Origin of the sequence: Haloarchaeobius iranensis (assembly GCF_900103505.1) — an archaeon.
Taxonomy (GTDB): Archaea; Halobacteriota; Halobacteria; order Halobacteriales; family Natrialbaceae; genus Haloarchaeobius; species Haloarchaeobius iranensis.
Window position 1 is genome coordinate 222,337 of the sequence record NZ_FNIA01000002.1, and the last position, 21,013, is coordinate 243,349.

The 21,013-nt window shown below is 69.3% G+C and carries 24 protein-coding genes; 13 read left to right on the top strand and 11 right to left on the bottom strand.

The genetic code is table 11. The features are described 5' to 3' along the window. Positions 1-4: 4 nt before the first annotated feature. Complete coding sequence (locus BLT27_RS19585; protein ID WP_281241447.1) at positions 5-166, bottom strand: DUF6510 family protein; 162 nt, start codon at positions 164-166, stop codon at positions 5-7. A gap of 74 nt (positions 167-240) precedes the next feature. Here BLT27_RS19585 and BLT27_RS02590 point away from each other — a divergent pair, with 74 nt between their 5' ends. Further along, the gene (locus BLT27_RS02590; RefSeq protein ID WP_089731468.1) at positions 241-948 is read left to right on the top strand and encodes a class I SAM-dependent methyltransferase; all 708 of its coding nucleotides are present in this window, start codon (positions 241-243) and stop codon (positions 946-948) included. A 59-nt stretch (positions 949-1,007) separates the two neighbouring features. Then, positions 1,008-1,925 (top strand): glycosyltransferase family 2 protein, encoded by a 918-nt coding sequence (locus BLT27_RS02595; protein WP_089731469.1) that lies wholly within the window; start codon positions 1,008-1,010, stop codon positions 1,923-1,925. Here the strand turns inward: BLT27_RS02595 and BLT27_RS02600 are convergent. After that, positions 1,922-2,746, bottom strand: coding sequence for an amidohydrolase family protein (locus BLT27_RS02600; protein WP_089731470.1), 825 nt, complete (start codon positions 2,744-2,746; stop codon positions 1,922-1,924). The genes BLT27_RS02595 and BLT27_RS02600 overlap by 4 nt on opposite strands. Before the next feature lie 298 nt (positions 2,747-3,044). Here BLT27_RS02600 and thsA point away from each other — a divergent pair, with 298 nt between their 5' ends. Beyond that, positions 3,045-4,592 (top strand): thermosome subunit alpha, encoded by a 1,548-nt coding sequence (gene thsA / locus BLT27_RS02605; protein WP_089731517.1) that lies wholly within the window; start codon positions 3,045-3,047, stop codon positions 4,590-4,592. A 69-nt stretch (positions 4,593-4,661) separates the two neighbouring features. Here thsA and BLT27_RS02610 read toward each other — a convergent pair whose 3' ends face one another. The 4 genes from BLT27_RS02610 to BLT27_RS02625 all read right to left on the bottom strand — a co-directional run bounded on the left by BLT27_RS02610 (position 4,662) and on the right by BLT27_RS02625 (position 7,598). Beyond that, the gene (locus tag BLT27_RS02610; protein WP_089731471.1) at positions 4,662-5,246 is read right to left on the bottom strand and encodes a hypothetical protein; all 585 of its coding nucleotides are present in this window, start codon (positions 5,244-5,246) and stop codon (positions 4,662-4,664) included. 174 nt (positions 5,247-5,420) lie between these two features. After that, positions 5,421-6,032: a trimeric intracellular cation channel family protein gene (locus BLT27_RS02615; protein WP_089731472.1), complete on the bottom strand. Its 612-nt coding sequence runs from the start codon at positions 6,030-6,032 to the stop codon at positions 5,421-5,423. Further along, positions 6,026-6,823: an SAM hydrolase/SAM-dependent halogenase family protein gene (locus BLT27_RS02620; RefSeq protein ID WP_089731473.1), complete on the bottom strand. Its 798-nt coding sequence runs from the start codon at positions 6,821-6,823 to the stop codon at positions 6,026-6,028. The genes BLT27_RS02615 and BLT27_RS02620 overlap by 7 nt, the downstream gene beginning before the upstream one ends. 256 nt (positions 6,824-7,079) lie before the next feature. Then, positions 7,080-7,598, bottom strand: coding sequence for a nicotinamide-nucleotide adenylyltransferase (locus BLT27_RS02625; protein ID WP_089731474.1), 519 nt, complete (start codon positions 7,596-7,598; stop codon positions 7,080-7,082). Between the two features lie 166 nt (positions 7,599-7,764). Between BLT27_RS02625 and lonB the strand changes: the two genes are divergently transcribed. From lonB to BLT27_RS19590, 3 genes are read left to right on the top strand one after another with little or no spacing between them, the layout of a single operon-like run. Beyond that, the gene (gene lonB / locus BLT27_RS02630; RefSeq protein WP_089731475.1) at positions 7,765-9,939 is read left to right on the top strand and encodes an ATP-dependent protease LonB; all 2,175 of its coding nucleotides are present in this window, start codon (positions 7,765-7,767) and stop codon (positions 9,937-9,939) included. 6 nt (positions 9,940-9,945) lie between these two features. Next, positions 9,946-10,887 carry a CPBP family intramembrane glutamic endopeptidase gene (locus BLT27_RS02635; RefSeq protein WP_245707595.1) on the top strand — a complete coding sequence of 314 codons (942 nt, stop codon included), beginning with the start codon at positions 9,946-9,948 and terminating at the stop codon, positions 10,885-10,887. Positions 10,888-10,937: 50 nt separating this feature from the next. Further along, positions 10,938-11,654, top strand: coding sequence for a hypothetical protein (locus BLT27_RS19590; RefSeq protein ID WP_089731476.1), 717 nt, complete (start codon positions 10,938-10,940; stop codon positions 11,652-11,654). Here BLT27_RS19590 and BLT27_RS02645 read toward each other — a convergent pair. Next, positions 11,651-12,130, bottom strand: coding sequence for an MGMT family protein (locus BLT27_RS02645; RefSeq protein WP_089731477.1), 480 nt, complete (start codon positions 12,128-12,130; stop codon positions 11,651-11,653). The genes BLT27_RS19590 and BLT27_RS02645 overlap by 4 nt on opposite strands. A 111-nt stretch (positions 12,131-12,241) precedes the next feature. Between BLT27_RS02645 and trpC the strand changes: the two genes are divergently transcribed. From trpC to BLT27_RS02680, 7 genes are all read left to right on the top strand, one after another. Then, on the top strand, positions 12,242-12,994 hold the full coding sequence (gene trpC, locus BLT27_RS02650; RefSeq protein ID WP_089731519.1) for an indole-3-glycerol phosphate synthase: 753 nt from the start codon (positions 12,242-12,244) through the stop codon (positions 12,992-12,994). An 89-nt stretch (positions 12,995-13,083) separates the two neighbouring features. Beyond that, positions 13,084-14,286 carry a tryptophan synthase subunit beta gene (gene trpB / locus BLT27_RS02655; protein ID WP_217639090.1) on the top strand — a complete coding sequence of 401 codons (1,203 nt, stop codon included), beginning with the start codon at positions 13,084-13,086 and terminating at the stop codon, positions 14,284-14,286. Next, positions 14,283-15,146 carry a tryptophan synthase subunit alpha gene (gene trpA / locus BLT27_RS02660; protein ID WP_089731479.1) on the top strand — a complete coding sequence of 288 codons (864 nt, stop codon included), beginning with the start codon at positions 14,283-14,285 and terminating at the stop codon, positions 15,144-15,146. The genes trpB and trpA overlap by 4 nt, the downstream gene beginning before the upstream one ends. A 27-nt stretch (positions 15,147-15,173) precedes the next feature. Then, complete coding sequence (locus tag BLT27_RS02665) at positions 15,174-15,971, top strand: 2-amino-3,7-dideoxy-D-threo-hept-6-ulosonate synthase (protein WP_089731480.1); 798 nt, start codon at positions 15,174-15,176, stop codon at positions 15,969-15,971. Between the two features lie 32 nt (positions 15,972-16,003). After that, on the top strand, positions 16,004-16,573 hold the full coding sequence (locus tag BLT27_RS02670) for a SprT-like domain-containing protein (RefSeq protein ID WP_089731481.1): 570 nt from the start codon (positions 16,004-16,006) through the stop codon (positions 16,571-16,573). A 40-nt stretch (positions 16,574-16,613) separates the two neighbouring features. Next, positions 16,614-17,126, top strand: coding sequence for a hypothetical protein (locus tag BLT27_RS02675; RefSeq protein WP_089731482.1), 513 nt, complete (start codon positions 16,614-16,616; stop codon positions 17,124-17,126). Between the two features lie 62 nt (positions 17,127-17,188). Continuing rightward, complete coding sequence (locus BLT27_RS02680) at positions 17,189-17,491, top strand: DUF7565 family protein (protein WP_089731483.1); 303 nt, start codon at positions 17,189-17,191, stop codon at positions 17,489-17,491. Between the two features lie 210 nt (positions 17,492-17,701). On the opposite strand, the gene BLT27_RS02685 is transcribed toward BLT27_RS02680, so the two are convergent. The 4 genes from BLT27_RS02685 to BLT27_RS02700 form a co-directional block, all read right to left on the bottom strand. Continuing rightward, entirely contained in the window at positions 17,702-18,139 is a 438-nt protein-coding gene (locus BLT27_RS02685) for a transcription elongation factor Spt5 (RefSeq protein WP_089731484.1), read from the bottom strand. 3 nt (positions 18,140-18,142) lie between these two features. Continuing rightward, positions 18,143-18,310: a protein translocase SEC61 complex subunit gamma gene (locus BLT27_RS02690; protein WP_089731485.1), complete on the bottom strand. Its 168-nt coding sequence runs from the start codon at positions 18,308-18,310 to the stop codon at positions 18,143-18,145. Positions 18,311-18,376: 66 nt separating this feature from the next. After that, the gene (gene ftsZ / locus BLT27_RS02695; protein WP_089731486.1) at positions 18,377-19,531 is read right to left on the bottom strand and encodes a cell division protein FtsZ; all 1,155 of its coding nucleotides are present in this window, start codon (positions 19,529-19,531) and stop codon (positions 18,377-18,379) included. Between the two features lie 118 nt (positions 19,532-19,649). Beyond that, positions 19,650-20,969: a D-aminoacyl-tRNA deacylase gene (locus BLT27_RS02700; RefSeq protein WP_089731487.1), complete on the bottom strand. Its 1,320-nt coding sequence runs from the start codon at positions 20,967-20,969 to the stop codon at positions 19,650-19,652. Positions 20,970-21,013 lie beyond the last annotated feature (44 nt).

Below are 21,013 nucleotides of genomic sequence, written 5' to 3' on the forward strand. Positions count from 1 at the left end.
GTGCTCAGCGCGAGCGCAGGCTCGGGTCGCGGTACCGGCCGAGCACGCAGTTGCAGTCGGGGCAGTGAACGACGACGCCCGTCTCGTGCTCGTGCCTGACGACGTCTTCGAGCGGCGTCTCCTGGCCGCAGTGTCCACAGGTGGGCATATCGTGTGTCGCGTTCACAAATATCAAAATATTTGTGCTGTCGGACGACTCCAATACCGTTTTATCCCACCGAGGGAGTAGCAACGGACAGTGTGAAGGGCCAGGAGTGGTACCAGACCGCCGAGGTCGCCGAGGAGTACGAGGAGAAGCGCTTCTCCGGCGGCGGTCGTCTCATCGACCGCCGCGAGAAGCGCGCCGTGCTCGAAGCTATCGGCCCGGTCGATGGGAAGGACGTGCTCGAGATCGCCTGCGGGACCGGCCGGTTCACCGTCATGCTGGCCGAACGCGGGGCCGACATCGTCGGCCTCGATATCTCCGCCGAGATGTTACAGCAGGGTCGAAAGAAGGCCCAGGCCGCCGGGGTCGCGGACCACCTGGAGTTCATGCGCGGCGACGCCGCGCGCCTCCCGTTCCCCGACGACCACTTCGACGCCGTGATGGCGATGCGGTTCTTCCATCTCGCAGATACACCCGCGTCGTTCCTCGCCGAGATGCAGCGCGTCTCGAAGGACCTGGTGTTCTTCGACACGTTCAACCGCTTCTCGACGCGGAGCATCTACAACTGGGCGCTGCCGATGGGCTCGCGGCTCTACTCCCGTGGCGAGGTCGAGTCACTGCTGGACAGCGCGGGGCTCCGGCTCGCACAGGACGACCACGACTTCGTGCTCCCGTACGGCTTCTACCGCCAGATCCCCGGCAGCGTCGCCAGAACGTTCCGTTCCGCGGACACGAGTCTCCTGGGCGCACCGGGTGTCGAACGACTCGCGTCCGTTTCCTACTGGAAGTCGAAGGTCGAATGAAAGACAGATTGGCTGGGCGTCATACCGGTTTTTAACTATCGGTGCGGTAAGGGTCGAACATGGACCTCTCGGTGGTCGTTCCGACCCTGAACGGTCGGGACCGGCTCCATAGCTCGCTCGACGCGCTCTCGAGCGTCGCCCCATCGGCCGAGGTCGTGGTCGTCAACGGCCCCTCGTCCGACGGGACGACCGGGATGGTCAGGGCACGGACCGACGTCGACACGCTCGTCGAGATCAGCGAGCGCAACGTCAACGTCGCACGGAACGCGGGTTTCGAGGTCGCGACCGGCGACGTCGTCGCGTTCGTCAGCTACGACCTCGCCGTCGAGGAGTCGTGGCACGACGGGCTCGTCGCGGCGTTCGACGACGGTGCCGACGTCGTCACCGGCCCGACCCACCGGACCGTCCCCGCCGGCATGACCACCGAGACCGAGGAGCGACGCAGCATCGCCGGCCGCTCCGTCACCTACTTCAACGGCGACAACGCCGCCTTCCGGCGCGGTGCGCTCACCGCACTCGACGGCTTCGACGAGTACCTCCAGACCGGCGGTGCCCGCGACGCCGCCCACCGAATCGCGGTGATGCGGTACGACGTGGACTGGCACAGCGACATGTGCGTCCGCGGCGAGTACGAGACCGACGGCGGGCGCGAACCCGAGGACTGGCAGTGGAAGTACCGGGCGCTCGCCTATCGCATGGTGAAGAACTACGGTATCCGCCCCACGGTGGCGCGTCGAACCCTCACCGACGCGCTGGGTGACGGGGTCTCGTCGCTCCGCGACGTCGTCACCGGGGCCCGACGACCGTCCGAGTGGCTGGGCAGCGGCCGCGCCGTCGCGAAGGGGCTCGTCGTCGGCGCGAAGGACGGCCTCGCCGCGCGGAAGGCCGACCGTTCGCCCCGGCGGAACCCGAACGGAGTCTCCACGCGGGCGGACCGGGCGGTCTGTCGGTACGACATCGCCAGCACCGCCGACTAATCCGCCGCCTCGGGCGCGAGCCCGTCGACAACGCGGACCGCGTTCTTCGAGAACGCACGGCGCATCTTGTCCTCCGAGACATCCAGAGTCAGCAGTTCCATCACGCCCACGTTCGGGTGAACTCCGGGCGCACCGGAGCCGAACAGCACGCGGTCGGGGTGTTCCAGCAGCGCGCGTTCCATCGGCTCGCGGAACCGGACGAAGCTCGTGTCGACGTACAGGTCGTCGTGGCTCGCGAGCAGCTCGATGGTCCGCTCGGTCGCCTCACGGTCCAGCGGGTAGCCGCCGAAGTGTGCGAGGATGACCGGGAAGCCGCGCCCGAGGAGCGTCCTGGCCACCGCGTCCGGTGGGAACCCCGTGCCGGCCCGGACCAGCACGGGCAGTCCGACCTCGCCGAGCACGTCGACGACCGCCTCGTCGGGCAGTCCGTCGTGCAGCGGGTCGACGACGAACCCGTGGAACCGGTCGTCGTACGCGTACTGCTCGACCGCTTCCGGGCCCGCGTGGTACTCCTTGCGCGACGCCGTCAGGTTCCGTAGCCGGCTGGACGCGCTCGACCCCGGGTCACGTGGCCCCGCCAGCCGTGCGAACGCGAGGAACGGCCGCTCGACGCTGTGGCGCGCCACGGCGTTGTTCGCGGTCAGGTACGGCCCCTCCTCCGGTCGCGGCTCCGGGAACGTCACCGAGCGCACGACACCGGCCTGCTGCATCTCGCGCTCGACGGTCTCCGGCGCGGTGTGTGGCCCCGTCGAGCCGTGCTCGTCAGTCGGCAGCTGGACGTGGACGTCGACCACGCGAAAGCGGTGCTCCAGCTCCAGCATCTACCGTCCGTTGCGGCCCCTCGTATTTCTCGATACCGGTCAAACTGTGGGTCGCTGGCACGGTTCGGGCTGTGGAACGAGTCCCTGGGAGCCGCGGGTCCTCGCCGGTGACGGCAACCGCCGAAGGCGCGGCCGACCCGATGGGACGTAGGGATGCCGTCTGGCAGATCCGTGCTAATCGCAAGCAAGCGCCGCCATACCTACACAACAATTATATAGAAGAAGAAACAATCTACTGGCGAGGTTTCACAGCATGTCATCAGCAGATTTCGCACAGCGGGGCATGGGCAACCGACCGATGTTCATCCTGGCCGAGGACTCCCGACGCACACAGGGCCGGGACGCCCAGTCCTCGAACATCACCGCCGGCAAGGCGGTCGCCGAAGCCGTCCGGACCACACTCGGGCCGCGCGGCATGGACAAGATGCTCGTCGACTCGACCGGCGACGTCGTCATCACGAACGACGGCGCGACCATCCTGACCGAGATGGACATCGAGCACCCGGCGGCGGAGATGCTCGTCGAGGTCGCCGAGACTCAGGAGGACGCCGTCGGTGACGGCACCACGACCGCGGCCGTCCTCGCGGGCCGACTCCTCGCACAGGCTGAGGACCTGCTGGAGAACGACGTCCACCCGACGACCATCGTCGAGGGCTACCACGAGGCCGCACGCTTCGCCCGGGAGGCCATCGACGACGAGGTGCTCGATGCGGCGGTCGACGACGACACGCTCCGCAAGGTCGCCGAGTCCAGCATGACCGGGAAGGGCACCGGCGGCCTGACGGCCGACCAGCTCGCCGAGACGGTCGTCTCGGCCGTCCGGCACGTCGAGAGCGACGACGGTACCGTGAGCCGTGACGACGTGCGCGTGACCACGAAGGTCGGCGCGTCCTCGAACGCGACAGAACTCGTGGAGGGCATCATCGTCGACGAGGAGCCGGTCCACGACGAGATGTCCAAACACGTCACCGACGCGAACGTGCTCGTCCTCGACCTCGAACTCGACGTCCGCACGGCCGACATCGACGCCGAGTACCAGGTCACCTCCGTCGACCAGCTCACCGCCGCGATGGACGCCGAGGAGACCGAGCTCCGCGAGTACGCGAAGACCATCGCCGACGCCGACGTCGACGTCGTCTTCTCGACCGACGACATCGACGGGCGCGTCGCCTCGTTCCTCGCCGAGGAGGGCGTCCTCGCCTTCGAGGGCCTCTCGGACAGCGACGCCCGCGCCATCGCGACCGCGACGGGCGCCCGCCGCGTCGGCGCGCTCGACGACCTCGAAGACGACGACTTCGGGCACGTCGAGTCCATCGACGTCCGGCGCGTCGGCGACGACCAGCTCACCTTCGTCGAGGGGGGCGCGGCCGCCAGCTCCGTGACCGTCTTCGTCCGCGGCGGCACCGAGCACGTCGTCGACGAGCTCGAGCGGACGCTCGAGGACGCACTCGACGTGGTCAGCGTCGCCGTCGAGTCCGGCGAAGTCCTGCCCGGTGCAGGAGCGTCCGAACTCGCCATCGCCGCCGCGGTCCGCGACGCGGCCGCCAGCATCGAGGGCCGCAAGCAACTCGCCGTCGAGGCGTTCGCCGACGCCGTCGACACCATCCCGCGCACGCTCGCCGAGAACGCCGGCATGGACCCTATCGACGCGCTCGTCTCGCTGCGCGCCCGCCGCGAAGAGGGCGAGGTCGTCGGCCTCATCAGCGACGGTGAGACCGGCCGCGTCGACGACCCGCTCGCCTCCGGTATCATCGACCCCGCCGACGTCAAGCGCGAGGCCGTCGAGTCCGCCACCGAGGCCGCGACGATGATCCTCCGCATCGACGACGTCATCGCCGCGAACTGAGCCGACGGACCACCGTGGTCGAGCCCCACGAGTCCTCGCCCGCCGCGAGACGGACGTTCGTTGCCGCTCTCAGGGTTCGGAGACGACGTCCCCGAGCGCTGCACCGACGGCCATCACGACGGCGGTGAGTCCCGTCGCGCTCGTCGCCACCCAGGGCGTCGCCCAGTCGGCGCGGCCCCAGGCAGTCATCAGAACGACCGACGTCATCGTGGCGATGCCGAGCACCCCGAGCAGCCGGGCGGGGACGAGCCCGAACAGCCGGTCCGCCTCGACGTCCTCGAACCCGGCCGCATGGAGGATACCGAGCACCAGTGCGACGCCGACGAGGAGCGTCAGGCCGAGCACCGGCAGCCGGCTCGAGAGGTGTTCGGCGATCTCGAGGGTCCCGCCCTCGACGATCATCGGGATGCCGAAGACGAAGCTCCCGACCAGCGCCTCGCCAGCGTCCTGCAGACTGAACGAGGAGCGGAACCGGCCGAACACTCGCGGCTGTCGCGCGCGGCGGAGCGTCCGCATCGTCTGCCTCACCTGCTCGCGTTCCGCCTCCGTGTCGACGATCTCCTCCAGTTCCTCCAGCTCCTCGAACACCGACTCGATCTCCGGTTGGTCGGTGGTCGTCCCGGTCGAGCCACGGCTCTCTTCCTTCGCGTTCATACTGGGCCGTACGGTGCCAGAGAGTTAACTCCGGGCGCCGACCCGGCGTGCCTCCGCCGTGGCTGTAACCGCGACAGCGTGGTAGCAGCCCCTGTCATGTCGCAACCGCCAGCTCCGACGCATCGGGGGTCGCCATGGCGCTCGGGCCGCACCGTCGACTCCTCGGTAGGTCCGTCAGGCCACGGCCGGGAGCGACCAGCCCCGCCGCATCGCCAGCAGGCGGAGGCCGAGTGCGAGACCGACGCAGGCAGCGGTCGGGACCGGCGGCGCGACGCCGAGGGTCCAGAACAGCCAGAACACGGTGCCGCCCGCGATGGCACACGTCGCGTAGAAGTCCTCGTGGAGGACGAACGGCACCTCCTGGGCGAGCAGGTCACGGATCGCGCCACCACCGACGCCGGTCAGCGTCGCACAGATGACGACGCCGAACGGCGACAGGCCGCTCTCGACGCCGACGATGGCCCCGGTCGCCGCGAACGCGGCCAGCCCGACGGCGTCCGGAATCGTCAGCAGCGGCGAGTCCGCGATGGCCCCGCGTTCGGCCCGGACGAGCGCGATTGCGAGCGCGACGCCCGCGAGCGCGAGCAGCACGTCCGTCTCCGCGGTCAGCGCCGACGGGACGCGCCCGACGAGCAGGTCCCGGGTGATACCGCCACCGAGCGCCGTCACGACGCCCAGCACGGTCACCCCGAGGTAGTCGAGGTCGGCGTCGACGCCCTTCGACGCGCCGGCGACGCCGAAGGCGACCGTGCCGATGGCGTTCATCGCCGCGAACGGCGTCAGCATCGCTCGAGGGTCACCTCGTCGGCCGGTCCGAGCCCGAACGCCTCGTCGCCGCGCCCGCGGTTCACGTCGCACTCGACGTTGCCGTGGCTCCCGACCGTGACCAGCTGCTCGCCCTCTGGAACGGCCGCGAACGTCTCGCCGACCGGGACGCGCTCGCCGTTGACCGTCGCTGCCTCTGCGTCCGCGAGGAAGCCACCGGGGACGTTCGTCACGGCGTTGCCGAAGTCGTCCACGACCAGCACCTCCCCCTCGGCGCGGTCGCCCTCGACCGTCGCGGCTGGGAGCGTGCAGTCCACGAGCGCGTCGCGGTCGGTCGCCTCGACGCCCTCCATCCCGCCGACCGCGGCGACCCCGACCTCGTGGACCCGCGCCGCCGCCGGCGCGAACACGTCCCGCCCGTGGAACGTACTCGACGCCGCGTCGGCGTCGTCGACGACGTACGCCTCGACCGTCTGGTGCGTCGCGTCCGCGAGCGACTCACCGGGGTCGAGGCCGGCGAGCGCCCGCGCCACGGGCAGCACGACCCCGTTGTCCGGCGCGACGAGGGCGTGCCGGCCCACCCGGACGACGATGGCGTCGCGGTCGGTGCCGACCCCGGGATCGACAACGACGCAGTGGACCGCCGGCGGGAAGTAGGGAAGCGTCTCGCGCAGCCAGAACGCAGTCGCGCGCACGTCGTGCCGGGGGAACTCGTGGCTCACGTCGACCAGCCGCGCGTCGCAACGGTCGAGGATGACGCCACGCATCGCCGCGGGGTACGGCGAGCCGAAGTCCGACGAGAGCGTAATCATTGCTCAACCCTGGCAGATGCGGGAGAATAACTGTGGTGGTGTCGGAGACGGGGACAGCTCGGTGTCGGGGAGTTCCGCCCAAAGAATTCGGACTGCGACGGGGAACCACAGCCAGGGCACCGGGTTCCCGCCCTACTCCTCGTCATCGACCCGGGAACCGACGAACGCTGTCGAACTGATGGCCCGAATACGGCCAGCCGAGAACGAGTCCGTAACTTCAGCATCGCGAGCGAGCGGCTCGGCCTGCCGTGACCGTTCAGTCCCCGTTCGTGTCCGAGTCCGCGACCATCTGGATGCGCTCGACGCCGTCGATCTCGCGGATGACCTCCACGCAGGCGTCGGGGACGAGCGACTCCCAGTCGCCGCCCTCGACCATCCGTTCGCGGACCTCCGAGCCCTCCAGCACGTCGCGGTTGAACATCGGGGACTGGCGGACCTCGATGCCGGCCTCCTCGAACAGCCGGATGACGAGCGGGTTGTTCGAGTACGCCACGTCGAACGTCGGAGACATGCTCTGGACGTGGCTCACCCAGACGGAGTTGCGCTCCAGGTCCTCGATGGGGACGGCGTAGGTGACGAGGTCCGAGTCGACGAGCGACTTCCTGAGCATCATGATGCGTTCGCCCGCGGTGAACGGGTCGTGCTGGGAGTGGGAGTCGCCCGCGCTCCCGATGCCGAGGACGAGCTCGTCGACCTCGTCGGCGATGGTCTCGACCATGCTGTGGTGGCCGTTGTGGTACGGCTGGAACCGGCCGATGTAGAATCCCCGCGCCATGGCGAACCCGTCGCCCCGTTTGTTTATAAGGGTGACGAGACATTCCTGACGACGTATCAGCACCCCTCGGGGGCTGAGTCTGCTGTTTTCGGTCGTGCGTCGGCGACTTCAGAAGGGAGAAAGTATATCAGTACAAAACACCAGAATTCAGGTAGCAACTCGTTTCATGAGCAACGATAGTGACCCCAACGACGGCCCCCCGCCGACGGTCGAAGAGACGGTCGGCGAGCGGGAGCCCGAAAGTGACGATTCCCCCGCCCCCGACGACGAAGAGGGGTTCGAGCCGGTGGCCCCGGATGACGACGGGTCGCCGGACGACGGTGGCCTCCGCGACGTGACCATCGAGGACGGCACCGGCGACGACGGGACACTCGACGACGAGGGTCCCGACATCGACCGCCTCGGTAGCGACGTCGAGGTCGACCTGGGCGCAGAGATAGACGAGGATATCGCCGAAGACGACCTCCTCGGCGGTCTGAAGGTCGACGCCACGGACGAGATCGAGGTGCCGGACCGCCTCGTCGACCAGGTCATCGGGCAGGACGACGCCCGCGACATCGTCAAGAAGGCGGCCAAGCAGCGCCGCCACGTGATGATGATCGGCTCCCCGGGTACCGGGAAGTCGATGCTCGCGAAGGCGATGTCCCAGCTCCTCCCGAAGGAGGACCTCCAGGACATCCTCGTCTACCACAACCCGGACGACGGCAACGAGCCGAAGGTCCGCACGGTCCCCGCCGGCAAGGGCGACCAGATAATCGAGGCGTACAAGGACGAGGCCAGAAAGCGCAACCAGATGCGCTCGTTCCTGATGCTCATCATCATGGCCGTGGTGCTCGTCTACGCGGTCGTGACCCGCAGCCTCCTGCTGGGCATCCTCGCGGCCGGTGTCGTCTATCTCGCGTTCCGCTACTCCGGCCGCTCGACGGACTCGATGATACCGAACCTCGTCGTGAACAACGCCGAGCAGCAGACCGCGCCGTTCGAGGACGCGACCGGCGCACACGCCGGCGCGCTGCTGGGCGACGTCCGCCACGACCCGTTCCAGTCCGGCGGGATGGAGACGCCGAGCCACGACCGCGTCGAGCCCGGGGCCATCCACAAGGCCAACAAGGGCGTGCTGTTCGTCGACGAGATCAACACGCTCGACATCCGCAGCCAGCAGAAGCTGATGACGGCCATCCAGGAGGGCGAGTTCGGCATCACGGGCCAGTCCGAGCGCTCCTCGGGCGCGATGGTCCAGACCGAGCCCGTCCCCTGTGACTTCGTGATGGTCGCGGCCGGGAACCTCGACGCGATGGAGAACATGCACCCCGCGCTCCGCAGCCGTATCAAGGGCTACGGGTACGAGGTGTACATGGACGACACCATCGAGGACACGCCCGAGATGCGCCGGAAGTACGCCCGCTTCATCGCCCAGGAGGTCGAGAACGACGGGCGGCTCCCGCACTTCACCCGCGACGCCGCGGAGGAGGTCATCCTCGAGGCGAAGCGCCGCTCCGGCCGGAAGGGCCACCTCACCCTCGAGCTGCGGAGCCTCGGTGGGCTGGTCCGCGTCGCCGGCGACATCGCCCGCGGCGAGAACCGGGAGGAGACCACGCGCGACGACGTCATCCAGGCAAAGCGTCGCTCCCGTGGCATCGAGCAGCAGCTCGCCGACAACTACATCGAGCGCCGCAAGGACTACGAGATGACCGTCTCCGAGGGCGACGTGGTCGGCCGCGTCAACGGCCTCGCGGTCATGGGCGAGGACTCCGGTATCGTCCTCCCCGTCATGGCCGAGGTCGCCCCCTCGCAGGGCCCCGGACAGGTCATCGCCACCGGGAAGCTGCAGGAGATGGCCGAGGAGGCGGTGCAGAACGTCTCCGCCATCATCAAGAAGTTCTCCGACGAGGACATCTCGGAGAAGGACATCCACATCCAGTTCGTGCAGGCGGGCCAGCAGGGCGTCGACGGCGACTCCGCGTCCATCACGGTCGCGACCGCCGTCATCTCCGCGCTGGAGGACATGCCCGTCGCGCAGGACCTCGCCATGACCGGCTCGCTGTCGGTCCGCGGCGACGTGTTGCCCGTCGGCGGCGTGACCCACAAGATCGAGGCGGCCGCGAAGTCCGGTCTCGACCGGGTCATCATCCCGAAGGCGAACGAGCAGGACGTGATGATCGAGGACGAGTACAAGGACCAGATCGAGATCATCCCGGTCAGCCACATCAGCGAGGTCCTGGACGTGGCACTGGCCGGTGAGCCCGACAAGGACTCGCTGGTCGACCGGCTGAAGTCCATCACGGGCTCCGCGCTCGAGCACGACATCGGCCGCAGCGGTGGCTCTCCGAGCCCGCAGTAACCGCCGATGCCCGGCCTGACGGCAGCCGCCGTCGGCCTTCTTCCGTCGTTCACGCCGACAGCCGCCGGCTCGTCGTTCGACGCGATGTCGTTCACGGCCGCTCTCGCACTGGTCACGGGGCTGATGCTCGTGCTGTCGTACTCGACGACGCAGGCGATGACGGGCGGGTCGGTCGAGGGCGGGGTCGCTGAGCGACAGCGGGAGTCGGGCAATGGAGCGGCGGACGACCCGGCCGAGAGTCACGGCCGGAGCGAACGGCCCGCCGAACCGGACGAGGCGGCGGGCCTCGACCCCGCTGTCGGCCCGCCGGAGAACTACCCCCCGTGGCTGGAGGACGGCGAGACGGACCCGCTGGCGACGATGACGACGGGCCTGTTGCTCGCGAACGTCGCCATCACGCAGGGCGTGTTCCTCGTCGCCGTCGTCGGAGCCGCGGTGCTCACTGGCGTCCCGAGGGCCGCGATGGGCCTCGCGCCGGCCGCGGTCGGCCCCGCGCCGCTGCTCGTCGGCGTCGGACTCGGCGTCGGGCTCTACGTCGCCAACGAGGTCGGCGCGGCGGTCGCCGAGGGCGCGGGTATCGAGTACGACGAGCGGCTGCGGAGCGTGCTCGCACCCGACAGCGCGCAGGGGTGGGCGGCACTGCTGGGGTTCGTGCTACCACTCGTCGCCGTCTTCGAGGAGGTGCTGTTCCGGGCGGCGATGGTCGGCGTGCTCGCCGCCGGCTTCGGGCTCTCGCCGTGGCTGCTCGCCGTCGGCTCCTCGCTGCTGTTCGCGGCGGGCCACGGCCTCCAGGGCCCGGCGGGCGTCGCCGTCACCGGCGCGCTCGGCTTCGTGCTGGCGGCGGCGTTCGTGCTGACGGGGAGTCTCGTGACGGTCGTCGTCGCGCACTACCTCGTGAACGCGCTGGAGTTCGGGGTGCACGAGGGGCTGGGCGTGGAGTGGGTCTGAGCAGGGGGATTCACAAACCTATTTGTCGACCCTTGGATAAGAACGGGGAGATGACAACCGGCTCCAGCTTCAGCCTCGGTATCGCGGCACTGTTCATCAACGCGACGACGACTGCCGTCATCCTCGTCCGGATGTACCGGACTCCGGAGGTTTACGACGAGGTCTTCGAGACGTTCCGCGCGACCGCGAAGCAGGCTGCGACGCGCGCGGTCACGCTGGCGTTTCTCGTCGCCGTTCTGTTCGCCGTCGTCGGCGGACCGCTGTCGACGGTCGGCATCGGTGCCCAGCAGTTCACCCCGGCGTCCGTCGTGGGTGGTCTCTTCGTAGGGCTGGCGTTCGTCCTCGCGTCGTTCGCATCCGGAATGGTCGCCGACCGGTTCGACTGGGAGACCGACTCGGCCGCGTGGACGACGCTCTGGCCGGATTCGACGCTCGAGTGGGTGGTGTATCTACCGACGGCGTGGCTCTCCACGACGGTCGACGCAACACTCTACGTCGCGTTCGTCGTCGGTGGGCTGACGATGGGGACGACCCCGGCGGCGTTCGGCCTCGCTGGCGTCTCGGCTGTCCTCGCGGGAGCGAAAGGTGCCTGGGAGGGGCCGGGCATCGTCTTCAGAACCACGACAGCCTTCCTCGTCCTCGGCGTCGCGTTCGTCCTGACGCGGTCATGGCTGGTGCTCGCGGTCGCGATACTCGTGAACAGCGTGGTTCACGGACTGCAGGACAACGCCGAGGCCCGATACGGAACCGCCGCCGGTGCGGATTAGAGCCCCTCGATCGACCGGAGCTTCTGCTCGACGTGCGGCTCGGCCGCGCTCGGGCCGTCGCGCACGCGGTGGTCGGGGACGAGCAGCGGCACCGGGTTGGCGTCGAGCGCGGTGCGGACGAGGACGAGGTCGTCGTCGTCCTCGGCGTCGAGGCCTGGGGTCAGCCGGGCGAGCTGTGCGACGGAGACGTCCTCGCCGTAGGGAACCTGCTCGCGCAGCGTCTCGAGGACGGTGCGCTGGTCGGTCGGCAGCGTCAGCGCCGCCTCCACGTCGTCGAACGCGACCGATGCGACGCCGTCGAGGTACTCGTCGATGCGGTCGAGCACCGGGTGGTCGGCACCCGCGTCGGCGTCGGCCCCCTCGGGGAAGGAGACGGAGATGACCCGTCCGCTCGCGACCCCGATCTGTACGTCCCGGTCGAGGAACGGGGAGTGTCGTGCGTAGATACCGGCGACGCCGGCGTCGTCAGCGTCCATAGGGGCATCGAGGGTGGAGACAGCCTTCAAGGTTCCCGTACCGTCGGCGGTCCCCGCCGGCCCGCCGATGACGCAAAACTTATGTACAGATTAGCACATTGATGTACGATGATGAACGCCACTGAGGAGTTCGACCCCGCTGTCCGCTCCATCCTGGACGCCGCGGCGCGACGGCCGGTGCACGAGCGCCGGGTCAGCGTCGACGGTGCGTCGCTCTCCGGCGCGCTCGCGGCGGCCGACGCGGACGGTCGGGTCCCACTCATCGCGGAGGTGAAACCGACGAGTCCCACGACAGCGGGCACACGGACCGAGGACCCGGTCGACCTCGCTCGGGCGATGGTCGACGGCGGCGCGGCCGCGCTCTCGGTGCTGACCGAGCCTGAGCACTTCGGCGGCAGCGTCGAGAACCTCGAACGGATTCGCGCGGCCGTCGACGTGCCCGTGCTGCGCAAGGATTTCCTGCTGGAACCGGGCCACCTCGACGCCGTCAAGGCGGACGCCGCGCTGGTCATCGCCCGCTTCGTCGACGACGTAGGAGAGATGGTGACTGCCGCCCGCGAGCGTGGCTTCGAGCCGCTCGTCGAGGTCCACAGCGGGGCCGAACTCGAGACCGCGCTCGACGCCGGTGCGACGCTCGTCGGCGTGAACAACCGCGACCTCGCCAGCCTGGATGTCGACCTGTCGACGTTCGAGCGCGTCGCACCCGGGGCCCCCGCCGACGTGGCGCTCGTCGCGGAGTCCGGCATCGCGACGCCCGCGGACGCCCGCCGGATGCGCGAGGCCGGTGCCGACGGCCTGCTGGTCGGCAGTGCGATTATGGCCGGCGAGCCCCGAGAGGCGACCGAGGAGTTGGTGTACGCGTGAGCCACGAGACACAGCGAGGAGCCGACGAGACCGAGGACCGAGACGGGACGTTCGGCCGCTACGGCGGCCAGTACGTGCCCGAAGCCCTGATGCCCGCGGTACAGGAGCTGGAGGACGCCTACGAGCGCTACGTCCTGAACAACGTGGACGGCTTCGTGGACGAGTTCCGGCGGCGGCTCCGGGACTTCGGCGGCCGCCCGACGCCGCTGCAGCGCGCGGACCGGCTGAGCGACCGGCTCGACCGCGAGGTGTACCTCAAGCGGGAGGACCTCCTCCACGGCGGCGCGCACAAGCTGAACAACGCCCTCGGGCAGGTGCTCCTCGCGAAGTACATGGGCAAGGAGCGCATCGTCGCCGAGACCGGCGCGGGCCAGCACGGCACCGCGACGGCGATGGCGGCTGCACACCTCGACATGCCCTGCGAGGTGTACATGGGCACCCGCGACATCCAGCGCCAGCGCCCCAACGTCTTCCGGATGCGGCTGAACGGGAGCGAGGTGAACCCCGTCTCGGCCGGCCGCGGCACGCTGAAGGAGGCCATCAACGAGACGATGCGCGACTGGGCGACGAACGTCGAGGACACCCACTACGTCATCGGCAGCGTCGTCGGCCCCCACCCGTTCCCCGAGATGGTCCGCACGTTCCAGTCCGTCATCAGCGAGGAGGCTCGCGCACAGGTGCAGGAACAGGCCGGGCAGCTCCCGGACTCGGTCGTCGCCTGCGCAGGCGGCGGCTCGAACACGATGGGCACCTTCCACGAGTTCGTCGGCGACGAGTCGGTCGACCTGTTCGCCGTCGAGGCGGGCGGCTCGTCGCTCGCGGTCGACGAGGAGACCGGCGTCGCGCCGAACTCGGCGTCGCTCTCGACCGGCACCGAGGGCGTGCTCCACGGGGCACGGACGAAGCTGCTGCAGGATTCGGACGGCAACGTCGTCGAGAGCCACAGCGTCTCCTCCGGGCTGGACTACGCCGGCGTCGGGCCGGAGCTGGCCCACCTCGTCGACACCGAGCGGGTGACGCCGGTCAACGTCGACGACGACGAGGCACTGGAGGCGTTCCACCTGCTCTCCCAGGAGGAGGGCATCATCCCGGCGCTGGAGTCGGCCCACGCGGTCGCGTTCGCGCGGGCCAACCCCGAGCAGCTGGGCGGACTGACCGTCATCAACGTCTCCGGGCGCGGCGACAAGGACCTCGAGTCCGTCATCGAGGAGACGGAGAACCGCGAGCTGGAGAACGCCCCCGGCATGGACATCTTCGAGCGTGCGGCCGGCGGCTCGGGGGGCGGACTATGAACCTCGCGGACGCCTTCGACGAGCCGGCGTTCGTCCCGTACCTCTGCGTCGGCGACCCGAGCGTCGAGCGCACCCGAGAGTACGTGCAGGCGCTCGTCCGCGGCGGCGCTGACGTGCTCGAACTCGGCCTCCCGTTCTCCGAGCCGATCGCGGAGGGGCCGACCATCCAGGGTTCGGTCGTCCGTGCGCTGGAAGCTGGGACGACACCCGAGCAGTACTTCGAGTTCGTCGACTCCCTCGACGTGGACGTGCCGGTCGTCTGCATGACGTACTACAACCTGCTCTACCAGTACGGGGACAGCGAGGCGCAACGCGCCTCGGATGCGAGCGGCGAAGCCGCCAGCGACGGCCCCGAGTCGTTCGTCGAACGCGCCGCCGAGGTCGGCATCTCGGGGTTCGTCATCCCCGACCTGCCCGCCGAGGAGGCCGGCCCCCTCAGGGCGGCCTGCGACGACCACGGCCTCGACCTCGTCTTCATCGTCGCGCCGACCACCGAGGGCGACCGCCTCGAACGGATGGTCGAGCTGTCCTCCGGCTACCTCTACGTGCAGGCGCGCCTCGGTGTCACCGGGGCGAAGGCCGACGTGAGCGACCAGACCGAGGCGTCGCTCGCGAAGGTCAGTCAGTACGACATTCCTAAGGCGGTCGGCTTCGGCGTGTCGAGTGGTGACCAGGCGCGGCACATCGTCGAAGCCGGTGCGGACGGCGTCATCGTCGGCAGTGCGCTCGTCGACGTCGTCGCCGAGCACGGCGACCCCGACGGGGACGACGTCCCCGAGCGACTCGAAGCGAAGGCCCGCGAACTCAGCGAGGGCGTCGCGGCCGGCGCGGAAAATATGGCGAAACCGGAAGGCCAATAAATGCGATATGCTAACTACTGACAACCAATGACGACACCAGGAACACACGCACGCCTCGGTCGCGTCGGGACAGCGGGGAAGTACCTCGTCGTCCCGATGGACCACGGTATCACACTCGGTGCGGTACAGGGGCTGAAGGACATCGAATCGACCATCGACGCGGTGACGCGGGCCGGCGCGGACGCCGTCCTCACCCAGAAGGGCATCGCGCCACGTGTCCACGACAACAAGAACGACGCGGGCTACGTCGTCCACCTCAACGCCTCGACGACCATCGGCCCGGACACGAACGACAAGCGCCTCACCGGCACCGTCGAGGAGGCGATCCGCGCCGGCGCTGACGCCGTCTCCTTCCACATCAACGTCGGCAGCGACCACGAGCCGGCGCAGATCGAGGACCTCTCGGACGTCACCGACGTCGCCTCCCGCTTCGGCATCCCCGTCCTCGCGATGGCGTACGCCCGCGGCCCCGGCGTCGACAGCACCGACCCCGAGTCGCTCGGCCACGCGGTCCGCCTCGCCGAGGAGCTCGGCGCGGACCTCGTGAAGACCGGCTACTCCGGCGACGGCGAGTCCTTCGAGCACGTCTGCGAGTCGACCCGCCTGCCGGTGCTCATCGCCGGCGGCGCGAAGGGCACCGACCGCGAGACCGTCGGGATGGTCCGCGGCGCGATGGACGGCGGCGCGGCCGGCGTCTCGATGGGCCGGTCCATCTTCCAGCACGACGACCCTGCCGCCATCACGGCCGCCGTCTCCGCGGTCGTCCACGACGACGCGAGCGTCGACGAGGCGCTCGAGCGTGGCGGTTTCGTCGTCGAAGCCTGAACGCTTTTGCACCAGTCCTCCGAGACTCCACCGTGGCCAGCGACAGCACCGGCACACCGGAGCCCGACAGCCCCGAGGAGCTGCTCGCGTGGGCCCGCACCTACGCGCGCACGGTCGACATCGACGTGGACCTCGACGCGGTCGGCTGGGACGTCTCGAAGCACGCGCGTCGCCGGGCCGGCGCCTGCCGCTACGACCACGACGACGGCGTGACCATCGTCCTCTCCTGGCACTCGTATCGGGCCCACGGCTGGGCCGAGGTCGCCGACACGGTCCGGCACGAGCTCGTCCACGCCTGGGAGTTCCAGCAGTTCGGCGAGTCGGGGCACGGGCCGCGGTTCGAGCGCCAGGCCGACGCGGTCGACGCACCGCGGCACTGCGAGCCGTTCGCCGACCCGCGGTACGTCCTCCGGTGCCGTACCGACGGCTGCAGCTGGCGCGCCCGCCGCTACCGCGCCTCGAAGACCGTCACCGAGCCAGCCCGCTACCGCTGTGGCGACTGCGGGGCGCGGTACGTCGTCGAGCACGCGGGCTCGGGTCGGACGTGGGACGACGGCGCGGGGTACGAGCGGGTGCGTGCCGAACTCGGCGACGACTGGTGACGGGAGAAGCGACAAGATGCCTGGTTTCGTATATTCGCATATGCGACGCAGAACGGTCCTCGCGGGCGGCGGTGCCACCTTCACCACCCTCCTCGGCGGCTGTTTCAGCGCCGACACGCTCGTCGACGACTCGCCATCGCTGCCACCGGGGCTCTCGGTGACCACGGAGCACGTCGTCTGGGACGTGCTTCCAGACTCACGTGACCGACGGGAGCGGCTCTACGACGGTGGGACGGTCCACCGACTGTTCACCGAGCGCGAGAACGCGACGAGAGCCATCTCGGCGCCGAATCTACCGGCCAGCTTCCTCGACGAGACCGACTTCGACGAGTCGTTCGTCGTCGTGGTCCAGTACGGCAGACAGAGCGCGACGTGGCTCGAGCTCGACCGCATCGAGCGCACGGACGACGGCCTCGATATCGTCGCCCGGGTGGCGGAGCCCTCGGGTGGGTACGGCGACGACCTCGCCATCCACTCGCTGTTGCTGCGGGTCACCGACCCGGCTGGCGGCGTTCCGGAGAGCCTCCGGGCCACCGTCGTCGACGACCCGTGACAATCATCGCGAGACCAGGGGACAACAGTGAAATACCGGACTCGCGTACATCCGGCCAACCGATGCCCTGGGAATGTGGAATCGACGGCTGCGGCGAGCGGTTCGGCACGCCCGAAGACCTCGTCGTCCATCAGAGTTCGGACCACGAACGCCGCGAGTGCAAGGTCTGTGGCGTCGTCGTCCCCGACGGTTACCTCGCCATCCGCCACGCGTTCAACGAACACTCCCGCGCGGAGTACGTCCGTGCCTACGGCGCGAGCTCCGAGGAGGTCCGCGAACGCGAGGAGATCAAGGACCTCGTCGAGGACGAGGCCGACCTCCAGACGGTGGTCGAACGTCTCGGCGGCGAGGCCGTGCAGTCCTAGGCGCACGTGGGGACAGCCCGCTGCGAGCGGCTCGGTCGAGAACTCGATGAACCACTCTAACTAGTTGGGTGCGGTTCCTTTGTGTGCTCGGACGGTGCTACACAGTACCTAAGTCGTGATCCGGGGGGAGCTACGACTTAGGGGGGTCCGGACCCGTCGTACTCCAGTACCGATTTTCGCTGGGCTGGACGGTGTCTCTCGCAGGGAGAACTACCGTTCTTCGCTGTCCAGCACCCGGATCTGGTCGCCGCGCACCGTGACCGGAATCGGGACCGTCGCCTCGTACAGCTCGACGGTGACCTGGTCCTTGCCCTCGTCGATGCGCTGGACCTGTGCCTTCTCGCCCTTGAACGGGCCGGCGATGAGCTCGACGATGTCGCCCTCCGCGATGCCCTCCACGTCCGGCTTCGGGGAGAGGAAGTGCTCGACCTCGGTGATGTCGGACTCCCCGGGGATGACGCTGCGGGCGTGCGGGATGTCGTCGAGCACGCGCTCGATGATGTTGTAGTCGTCCGCCTCGACCATCACGTAGCTCGTCAGCGAGTCGGGTGCGAGCGCTGCGTGGATGGCCTCCTCTTCGCGATTCATTATCATATCGGCGACCGTTCGCTCCTGGCTCGCGGTCGTCTTGACTGCGTAGATGGGCATGGTTCAGGCGGGGAGGAACCCCATGACGAGTGCGATGATGAAGCCCATGACGCCGACGAGCAGAATCCCTGCACCGGCGATTTTGGCGATCTGTGAGAACTCCTCGCGCGAGGGTGTGCTCGCCATCTTGAGCACACGCACGTAGGAGTTGAGGTCCTTTGGAACGTTCATGGGCGACGCTTCGGTATCAGCGCTTTTCTATCTATTGATGCGAGCTAACCGACCGCGGTCGGAGAATTACTCGACGAAGTCGATGTCCTGCTGGGCCGAGGGGTCGGGGTCGGCCGTCTCGTCGCCCGGCTGGCCGTAGATCTGCGGCGAGTCGACGCCGGTGACGACGATCATCGTGCGCATGCTCCCCTCGAGCGTCTCGTCGATGGACGTGCCCCAGATGATGCGGGCGTCGGGGTCGATGCGGTCGTAGATCTCCTCGACGACGCCCTCGGCCTCCTCGATGCTCATGTCCGAGCCACCGGTGACGTTGACCAGCGCCGAGGACGCCCCGGAGATGTCGACATCGAGCAGCGGCGAGCGGAGTGCGGCCTTCACGGAGTCGGTCGATTTCGCGTCGGAGTCGGATTCGCCGAGGCCGATCATCGCGACGCCGCCGCGCTCCATGACGGTGCGGACGTCGGCGAAGTCCAGGTTGACGAGGCCGGGCTTCGTGATGAGTTCGGTGATTCCCTTCACGGAACGCATGAGCACCTCGTCGCTGACCTTGAACGCCTGCCGGACCGGGAGCTTGCCGACGGAGTCGAGCAGCCGGTCGTTCGGCACGACGATGACCGTGTCGCTCACGTCTCGAAGCCGTTCGAGGCCAGCTTCCGCGTTCGTGCGGCGGACCTCGCCCTCCGCCGTGAACGGCGTCGTGACGATGGCGATGGTCAGTGCGCCCGACTCGCGGGCGGCCTTGGCGACGACCGGCGCGGAGCCGGTGCCCGTACCGCCGCCGAGGCCGGCCGTGACGAACACCATGTCGGAGCCCTCGATGGACTCGTAGATCTCCTCCTGGGACTCGAGGGCGGCCTCCTCGCCGACCTGCGGCAGCGACCCCGCGCCGCGCCCGCCCGTCTTCTGCTCGCCCATCAGGATCTTCTCGTCGGACCCGATCTCGACGAGGTGCTGGACGTCGGTGTTCGCGGCGACGAGCTTCGCGCCGTGGATTCCCTCCTCGTGCATCCGGTTGATGGTGTTGCCACCGGCGCCACCGCAGCCGACGACGGTGATGTTCGTCTGGAGGTCCTCGAGTACGTCCTCCAGCTCGTCGTCGGTCATCTTGCCCGTTCGGTGCGCCGGTTCCTCCCGGTTGGTGGCTCCCGGGGGCCCACCCTCGTCGGGGGCCTCGGCCTCCCCCTCGGCCTCGTCGATAGCGTCTTCAACGATCGAATCCATCCTTAGCCCTCCTTTATATTATGCAGGTTAATTACCTTTCCCCTGGTGTCTGACGACCGTCTGACGAAATTTTCGAAATATCTAACGAACGATTACCCTGTCGCCTTCCCTGGTGAAATTATCCCAGTTCGAACCGGTCGGTTCGCTCGGTCCGGACCGCCGCGGGCTCGACCGTTCGGCCCTCGACCTCGACCGGCTGTCCGCCGGCGAGTTCGCCGAACTTGGGCCCCTCCGGCACGCCCGCCTCGTGGGCGAGCGCCGGGTCGAACGCCCGTTCCTCCGCGACGACCGCGCCGTCCTCCCGCCGGACCGTCTCGTACTTCTCGGCCAGCACCGCACAGAGGTCGTCGACGAGCGCGTCGAACCCGCCGGGCGGGAACGCCGCCCGGTCGCCGACCCGACTGCCGGCGTTCTCCGTCTCGAGCGCCACCGCGCGGGACGCGACGAGGTCGTACGTCGTCTCGCGGTCGATGGCCTGCGCCGCCGCGAACAGGTCCTCGGGGAGCGTCCGGACGGACCACTCCTCGACGGCGAACCTCGCCCCGAACCGGAGGCCGTCGTCGACCCGGACGAGCGCGTCCTCGAGCGCCGCGACCCGGTCGAGGTCACGGCCGTCGACCTCGCGCAGCCAGGTCTCGCTCACGACCCTGTAGCCGAGGTCCGCGATGGTCTCGACCAGCTGTGGCTGCTCGCCCTCGACGAGCGCGAGCGACGCGCCGCTGGCGGTGAACGCACGGTCGACGACCTCGCGGTGCTCCTCGGGGTGGCCCATCGCGTCGAGCGACCAGTCGCCGGCGACGTGTCCGACGGCCCAGTCGGTCTCGCGGACGACGCGCTCGAACCGCGGGACGTAGTGGCCGCCGCCGAAGCCGACGACGCTCCGTTCGCGGGTCGGGTCGACGCCCTCGACGTCGAGGATCGCCCGGGCGACGGCGCGGGCACCCGCCGGGTCCGCCCACTCGGCCTCGTCGCTGCCGAGCTCGACGAACATCGACGGGACGCCGACGTCGCTCGGGCCGTGGTGGGTACACTCCATGCCGACCTCGTAGCCGTCGGGGGCGTGCCGGTCGAACGCGGACAGGAGTGCCGCCTGTGCGTTCGGGCAGGCCGCCGCCAGTGCGTCGTCGTCGCCGCCGTACTCCGCGGGGCCGAAGTTCCCGGTGAAGTGTGCCGTCAGCAGCGGGCCGGTGTCCCCGGAGTGTCGCGACGCGAACAGCACCAGGTCGGGGTCGTCGAACGCCGCCGCAACGCCGTCGAGGTGGAGGTGCAACTCGTCGAAGGTGCGGAGCTCGAACCCGTCGGTCCGGTGGACGGTCCCGCCGCCGACGGCGTCGCGGCGGCCGTCGTCGACCGTCGCGTCCCAGTCGGCGAGGCCGAGCAGGTGCTCACCGATATGCTCCGAGGCCGAGTCCGCACGGCTGACGACGATGCCGATCATGGCTCGGGGTTACGGGGGCGAGAACAAGTCGGTGTCGGGTCCCG

Bases quoted from the DNA above. Each gene is read 5' to 3' on its own strand.
- BLT27_RS02620 (WP_089731473.1), bottom strand. From the start codon at position 6,823: ATGATTACGCTCTCGTCGGACTTCGGCTCGCCGTACCCCGCGGCGATG.
- BLT27_RS02610 (WP_089731471.1), bottom strand. From the start codon at position 5,246: ATGAACGCGAAGGAAGAGAGCCGTGGCTCGACCGGGACGACCACCGAC.
- BLT27_RS02690 (WP_089731485.1), bottom strand. From the start codon at position 18,310: ATGAACGTTCCAAAGGACCTCAACTCCTACGTGCGTGTGCTCAAGATG.
- BLT27_RS02675 (WP_089731482.1), top strand. From the start codon at position 16,614: ATGCGACGCAGAACGGTCCTCGCGGGCGGCGGTGCCACCTTCACCACC.
- BLT27_RS02665 (WP_089731480.1), top strand. From the start codon at position 15,174: ATGACGACACCAGGAACACACGCACGCCTCGGTCGCGTCGGGACAGCG.
- BLT27_RS02615 (WP_089731472.1), bottom strand. From the start codon at position 6,032: ATGCTGACGCCGTTCGCGGCGATGAACGCCATCGGCACGGTCGCCTTC.
- thsA (WP_089731517.1), top strand. From the start codon at position 3,045: ATGTTCATCCTGGCCGAGGACTCCCGACGCACACAGGGCCGGGACGCC.
- trpA (WP_089731479.1), top strand. From the start codon at position 14,283: ATGAACCTCGCGGACGCCTTCGACGAGCCGGCGTTCGTCCCGTACCTC.
- ftsZ (WP_089731486.1), bottom strand. From the start codon at position 19,531: ATGGATTCGATCGTTGAAGACGCTATCGACGAGGCCGAGGGGGAGGCC.
- BLT27_RS19590 (WP_089731476.1), top strand. From the start codon at position 10,938: ATGACAACCGGCTCCAGCTTCAGCCTCGGTATCGCGGCACTGTTCATC.
- BLT27_RS02625 (WP_089731474.1), bottom strand. From the start codon at position 7,598: ATGGCGCGGGGATTCTACATCGGCCGGTTCCAGCCGTACCACAACGGC.
- lonB (WP_089731475.1), top strand. From the start codon at position 7,765: ATGAGCAACGATAGTGACCCCAACGACGGCCCCCCGCCGACGGTCGAA.
- BLT27_RS02645 (WP_089731477.1), bottom strand. From the start codon at position 12,130: ATGGACGCTGACGACGCCGGCGTCGCCGGTATCTACGCACGACACTCC.
- BLT27_RS02700 (WP_089731487.1), bottom strand. From the start codon at position 20,969: ATGATCGGCATCGTCGTCAGCCGTGCGGACTCGGCCTCGGAGCATATC.
- BLT27_RS02595 (WP_089731469.1), top strand. From the start codon at position 1,008: ATGGACCTCTCGGTGGTCGTTCCGACCCTGAACGGTCGGGACCGGCTC.
- trpB (WP_217639090.1), top strand. From the start codon at position 13,084: ATGCCCGCGGTACAGGAGCTGGAGGACGCCTACGAGCGCTACGTCCTG.
- BLT27_RS02635 (WP_245707595.1), top strand. From the start codon at position 9,946: ATGCCCGGCCTGACGGCAGCCGCCGTCGGCCTTCTTCCGTCGTTCACG.
- BLT27_RS02685 (WP_089731484.1), bottom strand. From the start codon at position 18,139: ATGCCCATCTACGCAGTCAAGACGACCGCGAGCCAGGAGCGAACGGTC.
- trpC (WP_089731519.1), top strand. From the start codon at position 12,242: ATGAACGCCACTGAGGAGTTCGACCCCGCTGTCCGCTCCATCCTGGAC.
- BLT27_RS02680 (WP_089731483.1), top strand. From the start codon at position 17,189: ATGCCCTGGGAATGTGGAATCGACGGCTGCGGCGAGCGGTTCGGCACG.
- BLT27_RS02600 (WP_089731470.1), bottom strand. From the start codon at position 2,746: ATGCTGGAGCTGGAGCACCGCTTTCGCGTGGTCGACGTCCACGTCCAG.